This is a genomic window from Actinomadura vinacea (assembly GCF_039532545.1).
Classification (GTDB): domain Bacteria; phylum Actinomycetota; class Actinomycetes; order Streptosporangiales; family Streptosporangiaceae; genus Spirillospora; species Spirillospora vinacea.
In genome coordinates this window covers 140,148-162,068 of record NZ_BAAARW010000003.1, presented here as the reverse complement: position 1 = coordinate 162,068, position 21,921 = coordinate 140,148, and the positions used below count along the sequence as shown (strand labels likewise).

General features: G+C 69.9%; 21 protein-coding genes. 16 read left to right on the top strand and 5 right to left on the bottom strand.

The features are described from left to right. Positions 1–82: 82 nt before the first annotated feature. The 11 genes from ABD340_RS05205 (at position 83) to ABD340_RS05155 (ending at position 9,837) form a co-directional block, all read left to right on the top strand. The gene (locus ABD340_RS05205) at positions 83–1,054 is read left to right on the top strand and encodes a PDR/VanB family oxidoreductase (protein WP_344587310.1); all 972 of its coding nucleotides are present in this window, start codon (positions 83–85) and stop codon (positions 1,052–1,054) included. Positions 1,055–1,084: 30 nt separating this feature from the next. Next, on the top strand, positions 1,085–2,290 hold the full coding sequence (locus ABD340_RS05200; protein WP_344587309.1) for a Rieske 2Fe-2S domain-containing protein: 1,206 nt from the start codon (positions 1,085–1,087) through the stop codon (positions 2,288–2,290). Then, positions 2,280–3,095: an alpha/beta fold hydrolase gene (locus ABD340_RS05195; protein WP_344587308.1), complete on the top strand. Its 816-nt coding sequence runs from the start codon at positions 2,280–2,282 to the stop codon at positions 3,093–3,095. Before ABD340_RS05200 ends, ABD340_RS05195 begins: the two co-directional genes overlap by 11 nt. An 11-nt stretch (positions 3,096–3,106) precedes the next feature. After that, the gene (locus tag ABD340_RS05190; protein ID WP_344587307.1) at positions 3,107–3,256 is read left to right on the top strand and encodes a hypothetical protein; all 150 of its coding nucleotides are present in this window, start codon (positions 3,107–3,109) and stop codon (positions 3,254–3,256) included. A 1-nt stretch (position 3,257) separates the two neighbouring features. After that, positions 3,258–4,562: a M20 family metallopeptidase gene (locus tag ABD340_RS05185; RefSeq protein ID WP_344587305.1), complete on the top strand. Its 1,305-nt coding sequence runs from the start codon at positions 3,258–3,260 to the stop codon at positions 4,560–4,562. Continuing rightward, positions 4,559–5,506, top strand: coding sequence for a DODA-type extradiol aromatic ring-opening family dioxygenase (locus tag ABD340_RS05180; protein ID WP_344587303.1), 948 nt, complete (start codon positions 4,559–4,561; stop codon positions 5,504–5,506). The genes ABD340_RS05185 and ABD340_RS05180 overlap by 4 nt, the downstream gene beginning before the upstream one ends. A gap of 2 nt (positions 5,507–5,508) precedes the next feature. Next, a complete protein-coding gene (locus ABD340_RS05175) occupies positions 5,509–6,363 on the top strand; it encodes an alpha/beta fold hydrolase (RefSeq protein WP_344587302.1) in 855 nt (284 codons plus the stop codon). Further along, on the top strand, positions 6,360–7,370 hold the full coding sequence (locus ABD340_RS05170; RefSeq protein WP_344587301.1) for an LLM class flavin-dependent oxidoreductase: 1,011 nt from the start codon (positions 6,360–6,362) through the stop codon (positions 7,368–7,370). The genes ABD340_RS05175 and ABD340_RS05170 overlap by 4 nt, the downstream gene beginning before the upstream one ends. Next, positions 7,367–8,611 (top strand): MmgE/PrpD family protein, encoded by a 1,245-nt coding sequence (locus ABD340_RS05165; RefSeq protein WP_344587299.1) that lies wholly within the window; start codon positions 7,367–7,369, stop codon positions 8,609–8,611. The genes ABD340_RS05170 and ABD340_RS05165 overlap by 4 nt, the downstream gene beginning before the upstream one ends. Positions 8,612–8,648: 37 nt before the next feature. Further along, positions 8,649–9,326: a TetR/AcrR family transcriptional regulator gene (locus ABD340_RS05160; protein ID WP_344587297.1), complete on the top strand. Its 678-nt coding sequence runs from the start codon at positions 8,649–8,651 to the stop codon at positions 9,324–9,326. 214 nt (positions 9,327–9,540) lie between these two features. Next, the gene (locus ABD340_RS05155) at positions 9,541–9,837 is read left to right on the top strand and encodes a winged helix-turn-helix domain-containing protein (RefSeq protein WP_344587296.1); all 297 of its coding nucleotides are present in this window, start codon (positions 9,541–9,543) and stop codon (positions 9,835–9,837) included. A gap of 606 nt (positions 9,838–10,443) precedes the next feature. On the opposite strand, the gene ABD340_RS05150 is transcribed toward ABD340_RS05155, so the two are convergent. Next, positions 10,444–10,992 (bottom strand): alpha-ketoglutarate-dependent dioxygenase AlkB, encoded by a 549-nt coding sequence (locus ABD340_RS05150; protein WP_344587295.1) that lies wholly within the window; start codon positions 10,990–10,992, stop codon positions 10,444–10,446. Between the two features lie 266 nt (positions 10,993–11,258). Here ABD340_RS05150 and ABD340_RS05145 point away from each other — a divergent pair, with 266 nt between their 5' ends. Together ABD340_RS05145 and ABD340_RS05140 are read left to right on the top strand one after the other, a co-directional pair. Then, positions 11,259–12,512, top strand: a complete 1,254-nt coding sequence (locus ABD340_RS05145) for a hypothetical protein (RefSeq protein ID WP_344587294.1) — start codon at positions 11,259–11,261, stop codon at positions 12,510–12,512. Positions 12,513–13,079: 567 nt separating this feature from the next. Then, positions 13,080–14,060 carry a LacI family DNA-binding transcriptional regulator gene (locus tag ABD340_RS05140; protein ID WP_344587293.1) on the top strand — a complete coding sequence of 327 codons (981 nt, stop codon included), beginning with the start codon at positions 13,080–13,082 and terminating at the stop codon, positions 14,058–14,060. 482 nt (positions 14,061–14,542) lie between these two features. Here the strand turns inward: ABD340_RS05140 and ABD340_RS05135 are convergent, their stop codons facing one another. Then, a complete protein-coding gene (locus tag ABD340_RS05135) occupies positions 14,543–14,830 on the bottom strand; it encodes a hypothetical protein (protein WP_344587292.1) in 288 nt (95 codons plus the stop codon). Between the two features lie 219 nt (positions 14,831–15,049). Between ABD340_RS05135 and ABD340_RS05130 the strand changes: the two genes are divergently transcribed. Beyond that, positions 15,050–15,916, top strand: a complete 867-nt coding sequence (locus ABD340_RS05130; protein WP_344587291.1) for a helix-turn-helix domain-containing protein — start codon at positions 15,050–15,052, stop codon at positions 15,914–15,916. 31 nt (positions 15,917–15,947) lie between these two features. Then, a complete protein-coding gene (locus ABD340_RS05125; protein WP_344587289.1) occupies positions 15,948–16,151 on the top strand; it encodes a DUF397 domain-containing protein in 204 nt (67 codons plus the stop codon). A gap of 314 nt (positions 16,152–16,465) precedes the next feature. Here ABD340_RS05125 and ABD340_RS05120 read toward each other — a convergent pair whose 3' ends face one another. After that, on the bottom strand, positions 16,466–17,110 hold the full coding sequence (locus tag ABD340_RS05120) for a hypothetical protein (RefSeq protein WP_344587288.1): 645 nt from the start codon (positions 17,108–17,110) through the stop codon (positions 16,466–16,468). Positions 17,111–17,440: 330 nt separating this feature from the next. Between ABD340_RS05120 and ABD340_RS05115 the strand changes: the two genes are divergently transcribed. Continuing rightward, positions 17,441–17,848, top strand: a complete 408-nt coding sequence (locus ABD340_RS05115) for a hypothetical protein (protein ID WP_344587287.1) — start codon at positions 17,441–17,443, stop codon at positions 17,846–17,848. A gap of 212 nt (positions 17,849–18,060) precedes the next feature. Here the strand turns inward: ABD340_RS05115 and ABD340_RS05110 are convergent, their stop codons facing one another. Both ABD340_RS05110 and ABD340_RS05105 read right to left on the bottom strand, forming a co-directional pair. Next, entirely contained in the window at positions 18,061–20,808 is a 2,748-nt protein-coding gene (locus ABD340_RS05110; protein ID WP_344587286.1) for a DUF5682 family protein, read from the bottom strand. Then, positions 20,805–21,920, bottom strand: coding sequence for an ATP-binding protein (locus tag ABD340_RS05105; protein WP_344587285.1), 1,116 nt, complete (start codon positions 21,918–21,920; stop codon positions 20,805–20,807). The genes ABD340_RS05110 and ABD340_RS05105 overlap by 4 nt, the downstream gene beginning before the upstream one ends. Position 21,921: the final 1 nt, after the last annotated feature.

Sequence of the window (21,921 nt, the reverse complement as noted above, 5' to 3'; positions counted from 1 at the left end):
GGCAACGTCCAACTTGACTTCCGTACGCGGCACCGTACATAGTACCGAACAGGCAAGCCGAGCCGGATCGAGGGAGGTCGGCGTGAACGAACCGGTGGACGACCCCGACGAGGGCGTGCTCGAACTCCGCGTCGAGCAGCTCCGCCGCGAGGCGGAGGGGGTGCTGTCGGTGACCCTCGCCGACCCCGAGGGCGGGCTGCTCCCCGCGTGGGAGCCCGGCGCGCACATCGACCTGGAGCGGCCCGGCCTCGTCCGCCAGTACTCGCTGTGCGGCGACCCCGCCGACCGGTCCACCTACAAGATCGCGGTGCTCCGGGAGCGCGACTCCACCGGCGGCTCCGCCTACGTGCACGACGAGCTGCGGCCCGGCGACCTGGTCGAGGTGGGCGGCCCGCGCAACCATTTCGCGCTCGTCCCGGCCGAGCGCTACCTGTTCATCGCGGGCGGCATCGGCATCACCCCGATCCTCCCGATGATCGGCGCGGCCGAGGCGGCCGGGGCCGGCTGGCGGCTCGCCTACGGCGGCAGGCGCCGGGAGACGATGGCCTTCCTCGGCGACCTGGCCGGTCACGGCGGCAAGGTCGACGCCGTCGTCGAGGCCGAGCACGGCCCCCTCGACCTGGACGCCCTCCTCGGCGCCCCGCAGGACGGCACCGCGATCTACTGCTGCGGCCCCGGCGGGCTGCTGGACGCGGTGGAGGAGCGCTGCGCGGCCGCATGGCGCGACGGCGCCCTGCACCTGGAACGCTTCAAGGCCAAGACGTTCGCCATCGACGCCTCCGCCGAGCGGGCGTTCGAGGTGGACTGCGCCCGCTCCGAGATCACCGTTCCGGTGCCCGCCGACCGTCCGATCATCGACTGCCTCGACGACGCGGGGGTCGCGGTGCCGACCGCGTGCCGCGAGGGCATCTGCGGAAGCTGCGAGGTCAAGATCCTCGACGGGGTCGCCGAGCACCGCGACTCGCTGCTGTCCCGCGCCGAGCAGGAGGCCGGGCGGACGCTCATGGTCTGCGTCTCCCGGTCCCGCACCGAACGGCTGGTGCTCGACCTTTGAGCCCGCCCCTGACGATTCTGGAGGTCGACCATGGCCGAGCCCGCTGAGAAGCCGCCCGCCGTCGCACGCCGGCGGCCGCGCCGGGCGGGCGGCCCCGCGCCCGCCGCGAAGACCCCGGCACCCGCAGGGCAGGACTGGTCGTCCTGGCCCACCTACAACGACGCCACCCTCGGCTTCCGCGACTTCTGGTACCCGGTGCAGTGGGCCCGGCGGATCGGCTCCAAGCCCATGCCGATCACCCTGCTCGGCGAGAAGATCGTCCTGATCCGGGACGGCGACACCGTCCGCGCCCTGCACGACCGCTGCCCGCACCGGGGCGTCCCGCTCTCGCTCGGCCGCCGCGAGTTCGAGGGCAGCATCAGCTGCGCCTACCACGGGTGGACGTTCGACCTGAAGGACGGCAGGCTCGGCGCGGTCCTGACCGACGGCCCCGAGTCGCCGATCTGCGGCAAGATATCCGTCCGCACCTACCCGGTCCGGGAACGGCTCGGGCTGGTCTGGGTCTACATCGGCGACGGCGACCCGCCCCCGGTCGAGCGCGACATCCCCGCCGAACTCACCGAGAACGCGTTCGTGATGGGCGGACGCACCGACGTCCGCAAGGGCAACTGGCGGTTCGCCGCCGAGAACGGCTTCGACGAGGGGCACGCCAAGTACCTCCACAACACGGCGCTGTGGCGGCTGTTCAAGGTGATGCCCGCCTGGAACATGACCCGTGTCATCGAATCCGGCAGCTGGCTCATCCGCGTGCAGGACGAGGTGCACTGGGAGGCCGATTACCCCGGCTACGGCACCTGGAGCAACAAGCGGTGGTGGAAGCGGATGCCGCTGCCCGACCATCCCGGCAAGTCCGCCGACGTCAACCCGGTCATCAAGAAGATGAACATTCCCGGGTTCGTGTCGATCCGGCTGCCCGGACTGCTCCGCGTCGCCTACCCGCACTTCATCCACTACGAGTGGTACGTGCCGGTGGACGCCGATCACGTCAGGTACGTGCAGATCATGGTCCGGTTCGAGGACGGGCCGAAGGCGGCGGTGTTCAAGGCCAAGTACCTCTCCTGGATCCGCTGGCTGTTCCACGGCCAGTTCACCGGCCAGGACGCCTGGATGGTCGACGTGATGGACGCCCCGCCGGAGAAGCTGTACCGGCCCGACCTGTCCCTCACCGCCTGGCGGCGGCACATCGAGAAGAGCGACCTGAAGGTCCAGCACGCCAGGGGTCGCCTTGAGCGTTGACGCGCCCCCGGACGGCCGGCTCGTCGCGCGGCTGCACGTCGCCGAACTCGGTTCCGGCCGTCCCACGGTCCTGCTGCACGGCGGCGGGCCGGGCTGCACGGCCTGGACCGATTTCGGCCCGGTGGCCGCCCGGCTCGCCGCGGACCGCCGGCTGATCTTCATCGACCTGCCCCAGTACGGCGCGTCCGAGGCGCCCGACATCACCGGGCCCGCGGCGTCCTTCCACGCCGCCGCGGTGCTCGGCGCGCTGGACGCCCTGGGCGTCGGCAGGGCGGACTTCGTGTGCCAGTCGCTGGGCGGGTCCGTCGCACTCGCGCTGGCCGCCCGCCATCCGGACCGGGCGGGGCGGCTGGTCGTGACCGGCAGCCAGCCCGTCCCGGGGCCCTGCGGAGTCCGGTCCGACACCACGCTCGGCCCCCGCGCCCGCGCCGACTACTACGGAGGCGAGGGGCCCACCGTGGAAAAGATGCGGGCGCTCATCGCGGACCTGGAATGGCACGACCCGTCCGGGCTCCCGGACCGGACCGTCCAGCTGCGGTACGAGGCCAGCCTCACCCCCGCCCCAGACCAACGCGGCGTCCCGGAAGACCTCACCGCGGATCTGCCCAACGTGCGGTCCCCGGTACTGCTGCTGTGGGGCGAGCACGACCCGTTCGCCGGACCCGCGTACGCGCATGCGGTGGCGGCGCGGCTCCCCCGCGCGGACGTCGCCGTCCTGGGACGCACCGCCCACCACCCCGCCGAGGAGCGGCCCGCCGCCTACGCCGCGCTGGCGGCCGCCCACCTCGACGGAAACCTGTCGTAGGAGGCTCACCGATGTCACGCAAGACCCTGCTCCTCACCGCCGCCGCCGTCGGGATCGGGCTGGTCGCCGCCCGCCCGCTGCGCCGGGCCGCGAGCCTGGCGTTCCTGCACGCCACCGGCACCGTCGTCCGCGACGAGCGGCCCGTCGCCGGGGAACGCTGACATGCCCCGGCGCGCCTGGACCGAGGCCGCCTGGGCCAGGATCGACGACCGGCGGCTCACCGAACTGATCGCCGGGATGGTCGACATCCCCAGCCCGACCGGCGAAGAGGGCCCCCTGGCCCGCTGGCTGGCCGACCGGCTGGACGAGTCCGGCCTGAGCGGCCGCTACCAGCCGATCGACGACGACCAGGGGAACGCCGTGGGCCGGCTGCGCGGCGACGGCACCGGCCCGGACCTCCTGCTGTACGCGCCGATCGACAGCCTGACCGTGGGCACCGAGGAGGAGGACGTCCCGCAGGTCGGCGCGGCCCTGCGGGACGACATGCGTCCGTCCTCGATCGTGGACGGCGACTTCGTCATCGGCCTCGGCGCGAGCAACCCCAAAGGGCACGGCGCCGCGCTGATCGCCGCCGCCGAGGCGGTGTCGGCGGCCGGGATCCCGCTGCGCGGCGACCTGCTCATCGGGCTCGGCGCCGGCGGCATGCCCACCAACCGGCGGACCGTCCCGCACGCCCGCCGGTACAACGCCGGACAGGGCAACGGCTGCTCGTTCATGCTGGAACAGGGCGTCTGGGCCGACTACGCCCTGGTCGCCAAGCCCGGCTGGACGGCCGCCTGGGAAGAGGTCGGCCTCTGCTGGTTCGAGGTCCGCGTGCACGGCACCTACAGCTACGTCGGCAGCCGCCACCGGATGCCCTACCGCAACCCGATCGTCGACGCCGGAACCGTCATCGCGGGGCTCGAAGAATGGTTCCCCGAGTACACCGCCCGCCACACCAGCGGCCTGGTCGCCCCGCAGGGCAACATCGGCGGCATCGAAGGCGGCTGGCGCCGCACCGCCTCGCTCTCCCCCGCGACCTGCCGGTTCCACGTCGACCTGCGGATCAGCCCCCGCACCACGCCGGCGCAGGCCAAGCGCGAGTTCGCCGAGGCGATCGAACGCATCCGCGCGGCGCACCCCGGGATCGTCCTGGAGTGGGAGATGACCCTGGCGATCCCCGGCACCGCGACCCCCGAGTCCAACTGGATCGTGACAGCCGCAAAGGACGCCTGGGAGGAACTGGAAGGGCGGCCCCACGAGCCGATCCTGAACAACAGCGGCGCCACAGACGCCAACATCCTCCGCAACCGCGGCATCCCCACCGCACGCACCGGCATGGACAGGATCGGGGACGACGCACCGATGAACCTGGACTTCCCCGCCGGGATGAACGTCGTCGACGTCCGAGAGGCCCGCAAGCTGGTGCGCGCCCTGGTCCACACGATCGTCAACACCTGCACCCGCACCCGCGAGGAGCTCACGTGAGTACAGTCGTGCTCGGGGTCGGGGCCTCGCACAGCACTCTGATGAACACGCACTGGGACGAGGTCGACCATCTCCCAGGGGCGCACCGGTTCCGCGACGGCCTGGCCGAGGCCCGCGAACTCCTCGCTCAAGCCCGTCCCGACGCGGTCGTCGTCATCGGGTCGAACCACTTCCGCGGGTTCTTCCTCGACATGATGCCGGCGTTCACGGTCGGCGTCGGCGAGGTGAACGGCGCCGGCGAGGCCGGTACGCCGGGCGGCCCGCTGCCGGTCGACACCGCCCTGGCCCGGCACCTGGTGGACTCGCTCGTCGACGGCGGATTCGATCCGGCGTTCTCGCTGCGGCTGACCGTCGACCACGGCATCACGCACAGCCTCCAGTACCTCGTGCCCGACCTCGACGTCCCGGTGGTCCCGGTGGTCGTCAACATGTTCGCGCCGCCGCTGCCGTCGCTGCGCCGCTGCCACGCGCTCGGCGAGGCGATCGGCGCGGCCGTCCGGTCGGACGGCGCCGCCGGGCGGGTCGCGGTGATCGCCTCCGGCGGGCTGTCGCACCGGCTGCCGTGGCCCAAGTGGTACGACGCGCTCAGCGAGGACGACCGGTTCCTCATCCGCGCCTGGCTGAACGGCCGCGACTCCTGGAGCGAGTACGAGGTCCGCCGCCGCCAGATCATCCGGACCGCCGAGCCCGACATCAACCCCGGCTTCGACGAACGGTTCCTGGACCTGCTGGACCGCGGTGACCTGGCCCGGATCCTCGATATGACCAGCGACGAACTCACCGCGGAGGCGGGCAACGGCGCCCAGGAGATCCGGTCCTGGATCGCCATGGCCGCCGCCGTCGGCCCGGCCACGGGACGCACCCTGGCCTACGCCCCGATCGACGCCTGGCTCACCGGCATGGGCGTCGCCGCCCTCCATCCCACTCCGCGACAGGAGGCTTGACCATGACCATCTGGACCGACCTGACCGGCATCGACTACGCGGTCCGCCACATCGACGTCGGCGGGCTCCGCACCCGCGCCCTCCAGGCGGGCGACGGCGAGGCGATCATCTTCCTGCACGGCACCAGCGGGCACCTCGAGGCGTTCGTCCGCAACTTCCCGGCGCACGCGGCCGGGTACGCCTGCCACGCCATCGACATGATCGGCCACGGCTACACCGACGGGCCCGGCGAGCCGTACCGCATCCCCCGCTACGTCGAGCACGTCCTCGGCTACCTGGACGCCTGCGGCATCGACCGGGCGCACTTCGTCGGGGAGTCGCTCGGCGGCTGGGTCGCGGGACGCCTCGCGGCCGACCACCCCGACCGCGTCGGACGCCTCACCCTGGTGGCGCCCGGCGGCACCGTGGCCGATCCTGCCGTCATGGAACGGATCAAGACCAGCACCCGGGCCGCCGTCGCGGCCGACGACGTCGGCCTCACCCGCAAGCGGCTGCACCTGCTCATGCACGACCCCGCGGCGAGCGTCTCCGAGGAGCTGGTGGACGTCCGGCACGCGATCTACCACCGGCCCGCGTTCGTCAAGGCGATCGACGACCTCCTCTGCCTCCAGGAGATCGAGAACCGGCGGGAGGACCTGCTCACGCCCGAGCAGATGGGACGGATCACCGCGCCGACCCTCATCGTGTGGGGCGCGCAGAACCCGTTCGGGGACGTCCCCGAGGCGCACCGGATGAACGCGTCCATCCCCGGCTCCCGGCTTGAGATTTTCGGGGAGTGCGGCCACTGGCCCCAGCACGAGCACGCCGACCGGTTCAACGCGCTCAACCTGGCGTTCCTGGCCGAGGAGCGCGCATGACCCCGGACATCGGCATCCGCGTCCCGCCCTGCGCACCCGCCGACCAACTGATCGGGACGGTGAAGCGAGCCGAGGAACTCGGGTTCGACCAGGCGTGGTTCCCCGACTCCCAGCTGCTCTGGCGGGACGTCTTCACCACCCTTACCGCCGCCGCCCTCGGCACAGACCGCATCGGGTTGGGCACCGCCGTCACCAACCTCGCCACCCGGCACCCCGCCGTGCTCGCCTCCGCCGCCCGCAGCGTCGCCGAGCTGGCGCCGGGACGTTTCATCCTCGGCCTCGGCGTCGGCAACAGCTCGGTCGGGCCGGTCGGGATGCGTCCCTCGACCGGGGCCGAGATGCGCGCCGGGTTCGCGACGCTGCGGGCCCTGCTCGACGGCCGGGAGTGGGACTTCGGCGGCGCGGTCTCCCGGCTGCGCGACCCGGCGCCGGTGCCGCTGTACATGGCCGCGAGCGGGCCGCGGAACCTGCGGCTCGCCGGCGAGATCTCGGACGGTGCCGTGCTGCTGAGCGGCGTCTCCCCGGCCACACTCGCCGCCGCCTCCGAACGGGTCGGAGAAGGAGCGCGGGCCGCGGGCCGCGGGCCGGTCCCCCTCGTCGCCTCCGCGTTCTGCGCGGTGACCGACGACGTGGAACGCACAGCCCGGCAGCTCAAGCCGATCTGCGCCGCCATCGCGCAGACCGGCGGCGCCAAGGCGCTGGCCCTGGCCGGGATCGACCTGGACGTCCCGGACCGCATCGACGGCGTCTACCCCGACCTCGTGCACGCCGAGGACTGGCCGGCCGCCGTCGAGATCTGCTCGCAATGGGTGAGCGACGAGGCCGCCGCCGCGTTCGCCCGCGCCTTCTGCCTGTTCGGGACGGCCGAAGAGATCGTGACCCGCCTGCGCGAACTCGGCGCCGCCGGGGTCCGCGGCGTCTACCTGCAGCATGTCGGCTCGTACGACCTGCCGCACGACCTGATCGAGACGGTCGGATCGGCCGTCCTGCCCGTCCTGCGCGCGTGACCGTCCTCGCGGACCTGGCCGCCCGCTCCATACGTGCACCGCGGCAAGCCGGCACCGAAACCCGTTCACTGGCGGCGCTGCACGTCCTGGACACCATGGGCTGCGTGGCCGCAGGCGCGTCGCATCCACTGGCAGCGGGGCTAGCCGCGATCGCCCAGGCGGGCGAACTACCGGTGACCGGGCTGGCGGGACGGCATTCCCTGCGCACAGCGGTGCTCGTGGAGTCGACCCTGGCGCACGTGGACGAGTACGACGCGTTCCATCCGGCCGCCGCCGTGGTGCCGTCCGCCGTGACCGTCCCCGCCGCGCTGGCGGTGGCGGACCACGAGGACCTGCCCGGACGCGCCGTCGTGGACGCGGTGATCGCCGGATACGAGGCGGTCGTCGAAGCCGGGATGCGCTTCGGCGGCCCCCGCCTCTACGAGCGGGCCTGGTGGCCGACCGCCCTGTTCGGAGCGCTCGGCTCCGCCGCGGCAACGGCGTCGCTGCTGTCCCTGGACAAGAAGAGGACGACCACCGCGCTCAGCATCGCGGCCGCCGGCCTCGGCGGCCTGCTCGGCACCGGCGTCCTGGGCACGGGCCACTACCTCCTAACCGGCCGCGCCGCCGCGGACGGTGTGGAAGCGGCCTACCTGGCCCGCGCAGGAGCGAACGCGAGCCCCACCCTGCTAGACGAGCCCGCATCAACAGCCCTCGGCACGGCACCCGTCCAAACCCCTGATGGCCCGCACCTCGCCACCTGCGCCTTCAAGGCATATCCCTGCGCCCGCCCGCTGCACGCCGCGCTGGACGCGCTCACCTCGCTCATGGAACAAGGCGTCCCGGTGGCGGAAGCACAACAAATCGAGATCGGCCTCCCCGAACCGCTGCTCCGGTTCGTCACCGCCGACCGGCACCCGCCCGGCCCCACGGAGGCCGCGGCCAGCGCAGCGTTCGCGGTGGCCGCGCTTCTAGCGAACGCAGCGGACGACGTGGCCTTCTACCGCGGCCCATTGCCACCCGGCACACCAGAGGTCATGCTCCTACCCGCCCCGGACCTGAACCACCACCTGCCGGACCGCTGGACCGCCCGCGTGAAAGTACCGCCCCACGAAGAGGTGCGGGAAGCCTGCCCACCGGACAAGGAAGCGATCACGGCCAAGTTCCGCCGCAACACTGCGTCGGACGCGTGGATCGCCCACTGCCTGGCCCTCGACGACGTCCCCCGCGCACGCGATCTACGCCGTTCGCTCCGATACTAAATACCGTAAGCTGTACTGCATTTACGGGGGAGGAGTCATGGCGCGCACGGGTTCAAGGCGAACGGTCAGCCTCGACGCCATCGTCCAGGCCGCACTCAAGATCGCCGACACCGAGGGGCTCGACGAGCTCACCATCCGCCGCATCGCGTCCGAACTCGGTGTCGGCGCGATGACCCTCTACGGGTACGTGCGGAGCAAGGACGAGATCCTCGACGCGATGGCCGACCACGTCCTCGGCGAGGTCCGGTTCCCCGACGCCGACTCCGCCGACCCTGCGGCCGTCCTCCGCGCCGCCGCGACCGGCTTCCTCAACATGATGCGGGAGCACCCCAGCATCGTGCAGCTGATGACCAGCCGGGTCACCATCAGCATGCACTCGATGGAAGGCGGCATGGAGGCCGTCATCGCCCGTTTCCTGGAGGCGGGCCTGCCCCCGGAGCTGGCCGTCCGCTGCTACTCCTTCCTCATCACCTACGCACTGGGCTTCGCGGGCTACCAGCACCCCAGGCCCTGGGGCCGCGCCGACCGTCCCGACGGCGCGGAACTACGCCGGCAACGCAAGCACTACTACGCCTCCCTGCCAGCCACGAAGTTCCCAAGCGTCGTCGCCATAGCAGAAGACCTGGTCGACCTCCCCGCCGACTCCCAATTCGACTTCGGCATCGACTGCTTCATCGCTTCAGTCCTAGCCACCCTGAAACAAGACCCCTCATAACGCGGCGAGCCCCACCCGCTCACCAGGAACGGGCGGGGTCCCCTGTTGTCCATCGGCGCTCGACTTCTTCGCAGTCGGTTCCGTAGGCCCGTCCGGCGGTGCGAACGCCGGGCGGGCCGCTCTGTCTCTGAACCTCCAAGCTTAGGCAACCTACGCACGCTGCGCATCATGTGCGAGCTAAGAAGCATGCGCAACATGGGCATAGGTTCGGATCATGGTCGAGCTTGACGGCGACGCACCCCTACGGGTCCAACTCGCAGACCTGATCGCGGGGCGCATTTCGGACGGGACGTACCCGCCCAAGACGGCCATTCCATCCGGAGCTGAACTCGCCGCGGAATGCGATGTCTCTCCGCGTACAGCGACAGAAGCCGTGAAGATCCTCAAAGCGCGTGGCCTGGTTCGCGGTGTGCCCGGCAAGGCCGTGATCGTGAAAGCGGACGCGCTCAACGTGTTGAGCAGCGCCGCACCGGAGTCCGAGCAGAAGGAAAGCGGCCCGGACGGCGAGTAACTCAACGACCCGGCCCGCAGCCTCTGCTTTCACGCGATGTCACCGCGCTTCTCGCGGCTGTCCCGCTGGTCCTGAGTAACCAGCCTGCCGACCTCGGCCCCACCCGGTCGCCATGAGCGGACGGGCCCGAAGCCAAGGGCCCCACACATACCAGCCCCACCCGCCGACCGCGATGTCGAGCCAGGGCCGGTAGCGACGAGTTGCGATCCGGCCCCCATCCTCGATGGGGGCCGGAACAGTTCACCGTCCTGGGCCCGCCCCGGCAGGCGGGACCGGCCTAGGTCGGCCTACTTCTTCTTCTTGATGAGCGGCCTGAAGACCAGCTTCGCCGCCCCGGCGATCGCCCGACCGCCGATCTTTCCCATGTCCCGGGCGACCTGTTCGGCCCTCTTCTCGTCCATATCGGTATCTCCCCTTCTTTGGCACGGTTGTCGCGGACGCTCCTCGGCCGCACGTAGTACCGTCTCCGCTCCCGGCCGATCGTCAAGTGAGACGGCCGCCGCCCGGCCGGTGCCGGAGCCAACGGAGAGTCGACTGCCGACTTCGGCGGCGCTGACGTCATGCGCGCCCAGATGCAGCACCTTGTACCGAGCTCCAAATCGGGATTCACATCGAAGGTTCCGCAGACTCGCCCGCCTCGAAACAACGGAAGGTAAGGCTGATGCGACGCCCTGCGGAGGCGGTGCGGGGGACGCCGTGGGTCCAGGCGCGCTGGGTCTTGTGCGTCATGAGCAACAGCGACCCGTGCTCAAGGGCGAGTTCGGTGCGGTAGGCCCGGTCGATGCTGCGGAACACCAGGTGGCGCGTCGCGCCGAGCGAGACGATCGCGATCGCGCTGGCCGGGTCGAGGCCCTCATAGGAGTCCTTGTGGAAGCCCATAGTGTTGTCGCCGGTTTCGTAGCGGTTCGCCAGACAGTTGTTGAAGGAGTGGCCGGCATACTCGGCGGCGCGGGCCGCGATCATTGCAATCCGCGACGGCATGTCCAAAGGGTCGTAGTGCTGGTCGGAGTAGTTATACGGCACGCCGAAACTGGCGGTCCGGCGCGCGCGCATACGGTCGTCCCACGCCACCTCGGTGAGTAGGAAGGCGAGGTCGGCGTCGGCGTCAGGCAGCGTGTCCGCGAAGTAGCGGACGTCGAGGGGCGGTGCGGTCATCGTTTCTCCGTCGCGAAGGTGTGAGCAACCGGCGGTGCGGTGTGAGCTCGCGTTTTCGCTTGCGACGATGGGACGGCACAGACGGGACTTTACGGGGCCTCACCCCCCAGAGGCCAGCGACTAAATCCCAGGCGCGCAGGTGATCAAGGGTCGTTCACAGTCACTCGCGGCACGGTGCAGCGCCAGGTCAGTGGTCCTGAGGGCCGAGATTCGAATGATTCCCAAGCTGAAGGCGCTCCATAGGGAACCCTTCGTAGACTGAGCGGATGTTCGATGCCGATCATGTTCGGTTGGGTCGGATCGCCGACAAGCTCGCAGCGGCGCGTGCCGTGCCCGTGCCGCCGAGGGCTTTCGGCGTAGAGGAACATCGGTTCGAACTCGGGCCGCCGTTGCCCGAGGCCATGGCGGCCGAGTTCGAGGAGCGGCACGAGGTGGCGCTTCCCGCGGCGTATCGGCTGTTCGTCACCGAGTTGGGCGACGGCGGTGCCGGGCCGGGCTATGGGTTGTGTCGCCTCAGTACCTCATGCTGTGCTCATCGCCGGTCGGGACACCTGGCTCAGCCCAGTCCGTACTTGCCCGGACCCCGTTATCCCGGTGACTGGGAGCAGCGGTATGAGGACCCGCCGGGTTCGGATCGGATCTTCCTGCGGGGCACGCTGGAGATCGCCCATCACGGGTGTTCCCTCGTCACCCGGTTGATCGTGACGGGATCGGCTCGGGGACGATTGCTCAACCTCGACCAGGAGGGACCGGTCGGTCCGTACGTGGTCGAAGATGCCGACTTTCTGGCCTGGTATGAGCGCTGGCTGGACGAGGCCATCGCCGGTTACGACATCGGCTGGTTCGGTGAACGGCTTCCACTGGACGAACACGCGCTGATCGCCGTGCTCAGCAATGATCCATCCCCGGCGCGGCGATCCCGTGCCGGGGAGTCGCTGCTGCAACTACCGGTACTGAGCGACAGCTCCTGGAGTTCTCTGGTCGGCACCATGACCACTGACGTGCACGCCACCGTGCGCGCCGTGTTGTGGGATCTGCTGAGGTGGCAACGACACCAGCACCAGCGCAGGCTGAACAACGCCGAGGCGATCGCCGACGATGTCGCGCAGTACGCCAGGTCGTGTACCCCACCAGACCTCGAAGCGCTCAGTGTCCTGCGCAGACTCACTTTCACCGACATTCTGCCGGAACTGGCGTGCCACGATCTCGAACGGCGCCAGCGGGCGGCGTATCATCTGATCGGGCAGCCCTGGGAGTTTGAACAGGCAGACCTTCTCGACGACGTGGCTAGGCGACTGCTGGACGACGCGGACCCGCTCCTTCGTTCGCAGGGCATCGCCGTAGTCAGCCGGTTCGGCCTTGTCTCTCTTCACCCTCGGCTGCGCGAACTGCAGAAGAGCGAAACTGACCCCTGGGTCCAGCACCACCTCGGTTGGTACCCGCGCGAACAACCAACGCATAGCTGGGACGACTCCTTGACCCCAGCAGAGCGGGAGTGGACCGAGCACCCCCCGTTCTGACGCATACGGGACTGACGGCAACCAACCTGCGCCTTGAGCACACACCATCCGACCTCGGCAGACGAAACGGTCGCACTTCTGAAAAGCGGAAGGTCGGCGGTTTGCCCCCTGCCCACCAGACACGACAGCCAAAACGCCTGGAACCAAACGCCCCAGGGGCTTTTGACGACAGCGTGCCCGGACCGGCCTGCGCCGACTCGCATGGCGTCGGCTTCCTGTGCTGCAGCACCGCCGGTCATGCGTCGGGGGCGACCAGGGCATGGAGACCTGCGCGGATCCGTTCGGTGCTCATCTTCTGTTCGACGCGCAGGTAGTCGATGACGTCGGCGCGCATTGCGGTGAACAGCATGTGGGCGAGGTAGCCGGCGTCGGCTGCGGGGTGGGCTGCGTGGATGCGGCGGTCCAGTTCGCTGATCCAGAACTGGCTGGCCGGATTGGCGTAGTAGGCGTGCGGGCGGCGGTGTTCGAGTGCGCGGATGAGCGCGCGGTTGTCCAGGACGAAGTCGAACAGCGCGTCGAGGAAGGCGTGCAGGCTCTGGGAGGGGCATGTCAGCGCGACGTCCTACCTTGGAGCAGGTCGCCGAGCGGGCGAAGGTGAGCCGCGGCACCGTATCGCGTGTGATCAACAGGTCCGCCAAAGTGGGCCCGCGGACCCGGGCGATGGTGCTGCGGGCGATCGACGAGCTCGGTTATGTGCCCAACCACGCGGCCCGCACGCTGGCCGCCGGCCGCACGGGCGTGGTCGCCTTGGTGCTGTCGGAGGAACGGGGACGGCCGTTCGAGCAGCCGTACCTGGGTGAGATCCTGCGCGGGATCAGCTCGGCGGCCAGTGCGGCCGGGATACGGCTGATGCTGACCTTCACGCACTCGCCCGCGGACCGCGCAGGCCTGGCGCATGACCTGCGCACGCAGCGCGTGGACGGCGTCATGATGATCTCGCTGCTCCAGGACGACCCGCTTCCCGACCTACTGGCCGGCAGCGGCGTGCCAACCGTGGTGGCGGGCCGTCCGTTCAATCCCGCCACGGTGAAAGTCGGTCACGTTGACGCGGACAACAAGGGCGGAGCCCGGCAGGCCACCGAATATCTGATCGGCCAGGGGCGCGAGCGCATCGCCACCATCGCCGGCCTACGGGACACCGCAGTAGGCATCGACCGGCTCAGCGGATATCGGCAAGCCCTCTCTGGCCGCCCTGAACTGGTGGCCTACGGCGACTTCAGCGAGACCGCTGGCGCCACCGCAATGCAGGAACTACTTGAACGCGAACCGTTGTCGGACGCGGTGTTCGCCGGGTCCGACACCATGGCCGTCGGCGCGCTGCGCGTACTGGAGCGGCAAGGGCGACGCGTCCCCGATGATGTCGCCGTCATCGGTTTCGAGGACTCGGCCATCGCCCGGCGCGCGGAACCGGCGCTCACCACCGTCCACCAGCCCACCGAGAAGATGGGGCAGCAGATGGTCGAGATGCTGCTCACCCGAATCCACGGTTCATCGACCGAAGGGTCGGTCATGTGCGACACGAGCCTGGTCGTCCGCGCATCAGCCTGACAGCGTGCGGTTCACGCTCGGCAGCAGGTGACGGTCACCGTCCGGGAACAGCAACGGCCCCCAACCGCACAGGTCAGGAGGGCTCGCGGGGCGCGCCTAGAACATCGAGCGATGCCTGCCGACGTACCGTGGGAGCCGCCGCCCCACCGCGTACGCCGTCGCGACGCCTGTCAGCAGAGCCACGCCAACGATGACCATTGCCGCAATGAGCACGGTCATGCCGCACCTCCAACGAGATAGCGCAGACGCGCACGTGGCCCCTCGTCACCGGAATCCAGGGCCCCGTCAGCCCGGGTGTACTCACCGCTGCCGGATCCTGATCCTCTGCTCTTCATGCCTGCCTGCCGATGCCGGTCCGATGGTGGTGGGGGCGCGTGGCCGGGACGAGGTGTGTGAGTCCCTGGCGTCCCGGCCACGCTCCCCGGGGATAGGCGGCGCGGCTTGGGGTGTGGGGCCGCGCCGCCCGAAGTCCGCAGTCGCGGTCACAGACCGACGGGGGCCTGGACCTTCCGACCGGCCTCCAGGTGCATCTCCTCGCGCAGCCGCTCCACCAGCGCCAGCGGGCTCTCACCGTGGATGGTCTGCGACAGGTTCGCCTTGAGCTGCTCCTTGGTCAGGGTCTTGTCGCGCGTGGCGTACAGCACGCCGGAGTCCGAGCACCACACGCCCCACCCGCCGGTGAGCTCGCGGACGACCGCCTTCAGCAGGTAGGCGACGTGCCGGGCGCGTTCGTCAGCGCCGGAGATGTCCATCGGGGCAGGAACAGTCATGAAATGATCACTCTCTGTCATCAATCCAGCGCATGGGGTGCCGGAGGGTCGAGTCCTGGATGACGTCCATCGTGGACTACCCGTGCGAAAATTTCAATACGACAATCAGAATGCGACCGTTTCGTCCTAGCGTGCCGGTATCCACCTCAGCCCAGGAGAAAGCCTGCGAGGACTACGATCTCCTCACCCGCCGTCACAGGAAAGGCGATAGCACCGCCCATGCCAGCGTCACGCCACAGCCCCACCCTCCGCAGGAGGCGCCTGTCCGCAGAGCTGCGCGCCCTGCGTGAAGCCGCAGGCATGACCAGCGTCGAAGCGACCAGGCGCCTCGAGTGGTCCGGCGGGCGACTCACCAAGATGGAGCGCGGCGAATGGGTACGCCCCAACCCTCGCGACATCAGAGACCTGTGCGACCTGTACGGCGTCACCGACGAACGCCAACGCGAGTACCTCGTCACCCTCGCCAAGCAGGGCCGGGAACGTGGCTGGTGGCACGCCTACAAGAACATGCTCTCCGAGGAGTACACCACCTACATCGGCCTCGAGGCAGGCGCTGCCACCGTCTACGTCGTCGACCTCGTCGTCATCCCCGGGCTGCTGCAGACCAAGGACTACGCCCGCGCCGTCACCCTCGGCGGCCCGGCTGAGGTCACCGCCGAACAGACCCAGCGCCGTGTTGACATCCGAACCGAACGACAGAAACTGATCATGCGCGAGGACGACCCGCTACGCCTATGGGTCGTCATGGACGAGGCCGCGCTACGCCGCATGGTCGGGGGCGGCGACGTCATGCGCGAACAGCTCAACAACATCTGTCACCTGGCCGAGCTCGCCAAGGTCACGGTCCAGGTCATCCCGTTCCAGGCAGGCGCGCATGCCGCTGTTGCCGGAGCCTTCTCCATCCTCCAGTTCCCTGAGCCCGAAGACCCCGACGCCGTCTACGTGGAGACGCCCGCCGGCGAACTGTTCGTGGAGGTGCCCGAAGAAGTGGACAGATTCCATACCGCCTACAACCGTCTCCAAGCGGCGGCGTTGGCCCCCAGCGCTAGCATCAGGATGATTGCCGAATACGCGGCAACAATCTGACCACATCCCTAACCAGGAAAGACCCGTACCTATGCCGAACGCTCAGCTTTCTCTCCCACTCTGGCGTAAGAGCAGCCGCAGCAAGCAGTCCGGCGAATGCGTGGAGGTTGCCGACCTGCGCGGCGCCATCGCCGTGCGCGACTCCAAGAACCCCGGGGGCGGGACCCTCCAACTCGACCGGGCCACCTTCGGCGCGCTCACCAGCCTCATCCGCCAGGGAGACCTGGACCTGTAGCCCCTGCCACGACAAGCCCCGGGCCATGCCGCTTGGGTGCTAGTGGTCGTCGCAACACCCCAACTCAAGGGGTGCGATGGACTTCGAGTTCCGGGAGAACCGGGGGCGGTCGTCGGCATCAACGTGCGGACCGGCAAGCGGTGGCGCAACGACCGGCACTCTCCACCGAGGGGGAAGCCGAAGCCTCACCGGCATCGCCGATCACGATGCCGGCCGTATCCGTGTCGGGGCCAGAGGAATGATCGGGGGCCCGGCTGGTGCCGGACCCCCGAAGGTGATGCGGAGAGGCGCGGGCCTCTCCGCGCGTGGCCGCCTCAGGCGTCCCGGGCTCCCTTGGAACGGGAACGTGCGACGCGGAGGGCGGTACGGACGCCCCAGCGACGCCGAAGGCGCGGCCGAGGCTGATCAGTGTCAGCGACGTGGGCACTGACGACCACGCCTGCGGCCCAGCCGCACATGGTGAAGATGGCGACACCGAGGTAGCCGTTGATCACGACGTCGACGACCCTGAATCCCGACAAGACGAAGAAGACGACGAAGGCGCTGACAGCGGCCATGACGGCGGCACCAAGGATGCCGACGGTGACCATCCTGGCCTTGGCGCTGCCGAAGCCGCCGAGGACGCCCCCGATGGCCCCGTAGAGGCCCCCGAAGACGCCGTAGGCGGCGCCGACGGCGGCGGCTTTTCCGACGTGGTAGAGGTACTCGACTTCACCGGTGAAGAGGGTGATGTTGTCGCGGTGCTGGAGATCAGCGAGCCAGACCATGTAGTTCAAGCCCGCGATGAAGCCTCCGATTACGGCGCCGGCAAGGGCGCCGAAAGCGAGCGCGGTCAGCGGACGCTTGTCCATATTGATTCCCTGTTTTGTCGGGGTGCTCGTGCTCGCGACACGGGCACCGGATTGTTTGTCGAACGCTCGTGGCTCACCACTGGCGTTGGGCGCTACCGTGCCGAGCACCGCTCTCCCGGCAAGGCGATCGGGATGTGATCTACAGATGGGGCGCAGGCGACGATCTCTTGGGGAGCTCGATACCGCGCGGTCAGCCGCTCTGGCGCCACTGCCCCGGCACCGTCCATGTGCTGGATCACGGTCGCCAGGCTGCCCGTTTCTTGGCCGCGCGGATCACCGGGAAGTCGACCCCGCCCGGCGATGTTCGCAGGCCGCGACCGGCCGGATGATCTCGAATGTCACCAGGCCAGGGGCAGCAACCGGATCATGGTTGAATGTCGCAGGTCAAATGCAAGTACGGATTTATCCGACAAGTCAGGGGGCGGCATGAACAGGCTGGTGCGTGCGCTGATCGTGGTTCCGGCGATGGCGGCGGCCATCACAGCCGGGACGGTGACCGCGGCGTCGGCCGCGACGGGCGTCCCGAGCGGCCCGCCACCGTCCGCGAGCGACCCCGGCGTCTGGTGCGTGTCGACGAGCGGCGCGAAGGCGTGCTTCGCCGAGTACGGAGACCGTGTCTGGGTGAAGGACACCAAGAAGAACGGAGCATCCGCCGCTGCCACGATCAAGGACGACTCATCGTCGTCGAACTGGTACCGCGAGTGCTTCAACCGCCGCGGCGCGGACGGCGGATGGGTGAGGTGCAATTTCAACGTGCCGGAATACAACAAGGGCGTGCTGTGGGCCGTCAACAAGCCGTTTGTCGGCAACTCGGCGAGCACGACGATCTGGACCAGCATCATCTGATCTGCGTCGGTCCTCGCTGTCGCGTGTCCACTGGTCGTGGGCGCGCAGGACGCGTATGGGTCTGGACGCGCGCTGCTGGAGCGCCACCGCCACTGCCACGCAACATCGTGATCTTGAGGTCATATGCGCCCATGGCGTCCTGACCCGCGCTGAACCATGACTCCGGCCGGGCGGCGGGCCCTCAAATGGGCCTGCCGCCCGGCCGGACGTGTTCAGGTTAGGAGGGTGGCTACTGCGTTGACGGTGGCCGGGTGTTCGGTCAGTAGGGCGGTTACCTCCGGGGTGTTGCCGGTCGGGGTGGTCGGCCAGTCGGGCGGGAGGCCCAGTAGGGCGGCCACCGCGTCGCATGTGGCGGGGTGGGTGGTCAGGAGGTCTCCGGCCGGGCCGGCGTCCGGGACGGCGGATGGGGTGGTAGCCGCCTGGGCCGACCATGGTGGGACCCACGAGTCCAGTGCCGGCAGGGTGGCCGGGAACGTGCGGCCCGCTTCCCTGACCAGCACCGGGACCATCTCCGCCGCGTGGTCCTTCAGGGTGGTGATCAGCTTTGGCAGCCACGGCAGCAGGACGGTGTCGGGAAGCCGGGCGAACGCCTTCGACAGGACCTCCACCACCAGCGACGCGAGCGCAGGGGCGGGTTCCAGGGCCTGGATGAAGCCGCTCAGGTAGAGCGGGAAGGACGGGACCACCAGCGGGTTGTCGAGCAGGTCGTCGCAACGGCGCCGCAGTTCGTCCAGCGGCAGGAGGCCCAGTTGTGTTTTCGCGGCCCACAGCAGGGCGACCTTGGCGGGGGCCTCCGGATGCGACTGCTGGACGGCCAGCTCCAGTTGGGTGTGGTCGCAGCCCAAGGAGAGTGCCAGGCTTTCCATGCCGAGCAGGAACCCGAGCATCGCCGCGACTTGGCGCACGCCGGTGTCATCGTCGGCGAACGCGGTCGGCAGCAGCGTGCAATAGTGCGCGTACCCGGCGGCGACGAACGCCTGGCACCATCCCGGCAGCTCCGGTTCGGTCGCCTGGTAGTGGGTGAGCAGCCGCCGGATGCGGCGCAGCACCTCGGGCGCGTCGTCGACCGTGCGTTCGGCGGCCAGCAGTTCGACCGCGCGGGCTCCCAGCTCGTCGGTGAAGCGCCGGCTGCCCAGGTAGAGGATGGAGTCCTCGACGGCGGTGAGGGCGTCGGCGGCGGTCGCCTGCGGTGTTTGCACCGCTTTGCGGAGTCGCTGCTCGAGCACCTGCTCGATGGTGACGCCCTCGTAGCCCAGCTCGACGATCGGCCGCATGTTCCGGCCGATCGCCAGGTCCCAGCTTTCCTGGATGGCGCGTTCGCCCAGGCGGCGGGAGCCCATGATGGGCCGGACGGCGTCGTCGTGGGGAACCAGCCGGCGCAGGATCCAGAGCAGGTCCGAGCACGGCCGCAGGTGCGGATCGGCGTCCAGGTCGAGCAGCGCCCGCTGGATCGTGCGCTTCTCCAGGTCGAGGCCGAGGGGCTCGAGCCGGTCGAGGACGTCGCGGGCCAGTGGTGGCAGCGCGTCGTAGCCGACCTCGCCCACCCGGTCGCCGCCGAGCAGGATCTCGCACAGGCGTGCGATGTCGCGGCGGCGCGGCACCGCGTCCTTCTCGATGCAGGTGATCGCCGCGTCCTGGAAGTCGTACGGCGTCGGCCGACGCCGCCCGCGGATCCCGGCCAGCAGGATCGACGTCTCGTACACCGCGATGGCGTCGGCGGTGCTGGAGGCGTAGCCGTTCTTGCGGGCCAGCCGGACGATGTCGACGCACCAGCCGAGCAGTTCCTGCTCGTCGAGGCCGTCCGGTGCGGGCGCGGCGGTCAGGAAGCCCGACAGGCGGTCGGTCACCGGTGCGGGCGGTAGCGGGGCCGGTGCCTTCTTCGCCGGTTTGGCGCCCAGCCGGAACGGCTTGAGGCCGCTGCGCCGCAGCGCCTTCGCCCAGGTCGCGGCGGCGATCGACACCGAGCCGGGTGCGAGCCCGAACTGCGCCTCGATCGCCGAGTGGCTGGACGGGATGAGCCCGTACTGCCAGCGCGTCGCCGAGCGCGGAGTGATCTCGAAGGAGCCCGTCCCGTGCAGCCCGAACTCGGCGACCCGGCTCGCCGCGTGGAAGGCGCCGCATATGTACAGGCAGTCGGCGGGATCGGCGCCCGAGGACGCCAGATGCTCGCGCATCCGCGTCCACATGTAGCGCTCGCGGTCCTCGTCGACGGTGGTACGGGCGGAGCCCTCCGGCCGCAGCCGCCGGAACAGGCTGCCGATCAGCACCATCACCTGGCGGTAGGTGTCGTGGTCGGCGTCCACGAGCGGCTGCTCGACGTACTGGTCCCACCATTCCGACCAGTGCCGCACCTTGCCGTGGTGGAGCAGGTGCTCCTCCAGCTCGGCGAAACCCGGCCGCAGGTCGCCGATCTCGACGCCGACCGCGTCGCCGTGCAGCGCCGCCTCGTCGTCTTCGTTCTTTGTCTCGGCGTCCTCGCGCGGCTCCCACTGGAAGACGTGGTCGGTCGACCGGTCTACCAGCACCAGCTCCACGCCGGGCGTGGTGAGCGCGTACGAGATCGCCTGGTACTCGGCGGACGCCTCGGTGATCGGCGCGACCACGCTGAGCGGCGCCCAGGCCGCCGGGAAGCCGTCGATGTCGGTGGCGAACGACTGCAGCGCGACCGGCAGCTTGCAGTTGTGCAGCTCGTCCAGCAGCGGCCGCATGTCCTCGCACAGCTCCAGGTAGACGACCTTCGGCCGCTTCTCCCGCAGCCGGCGGGCCATCGCCGTCGCCGAGGACGGCGAGTGGTGGCACACCGGGAAGATCTCCAGCGGTTCGCGCAGCGCCCGGTCGACGTCCTCGACCAGGCCGGCGAGGATCTCCGAGATCGGGCCGGCGCCGAGCCGCTCGGCGGCGCCGAGCAGCTGGTCCTGCAGGTCGCCGAACGGGCCCGCGGCGATATCGGTCGCGGTCACGACAGCTTCGCCAGCGCTTCGCGACCGCCCTCCAGGAAGCCCTGCCAGGCACCCTCCTGCTTCTTGCTGCGCGGCTCGACGACGCCGTGCCAGAACTTGTTGAGGATGGCCAGGTCCTCCGGGGTGCGGCGGGCCAGCGACCCGACCAGCGAGGACGCGAGCGTCTCGGCGCGCAGCTCGCGTTCGCCGAAGAACTGGCTGTGCAGGATCGCGTCCTCCAGCACGCCGATCTGCTCGGCCGTCGACAGCGCCGACTCCAGCTTCTCGTCGTCGCTGCGGGCGGACGCGGCGGCGGTGCGCAGGTCGGCGAAGCTCTGCAGCAGCACCTCCAGCAGCGACGGCGCGACCTCCAGCTCGATCCGGTGCCGCCGCAGCAGCTCGGTGGTACGGAACCGGACGATCTCCGACTCGGCCTTCTTGCTGGTCACCACGGGGATGCGCACGAAGTTGAAGCGCCGCTTGAGCGCCGAGGACAGGTCGTTGACGCCCCGGTCGCGGCTGTTGGCCGTCGCGATGATGGAGAAGCCGGGCTGGGCGAACACGGTGTTGTCGGTCTCCAGCTCGGGAATGGAGACGTACTTCTCCGACAGGATCGAGATCAGCGCGTCCTGCACGTCGCTGGTGGAGCGGGTCAGCTCCTCGAACCGGCCGATCACGCCGCGTTCCATCGCGGTCATGATGGGCGAGGGGATCATCGACTCCCGGGACTGCCCCTTGGCGATCACCATGGAGACGTTCCAGGAGTACTTGATGTGGTCCTCGGTGGTGCCGGCGGTGCCCTGCACGACCAGCGTCGAGTTGCGGCTGATCGCCGCCGACAGCAGCTCGGCCAGCCAGGACTTGCCGGTGCCCGGGTCGCCGATCAGCAGCAGCCCGCGGTCGGACGCCAGCGTGACGATCGCGCGCTCGACGAAGGTGCGGTCGCCGAACCACTTCTGCGGGATCTCCCGGTCGATGCCGTCGGAGCGCTCGGAACCCAGGACGAACGTCCGCACCATCCGCGGGCTCAGCCGCCACGAGAACGGCTTGGGCGCGTCGTCGATCGACTCCAGGTAGTCGAGCTCGTCGGCGTACTTGACCTCGGCCGGGGCGCGCAGCATGTCGTCGGTCATT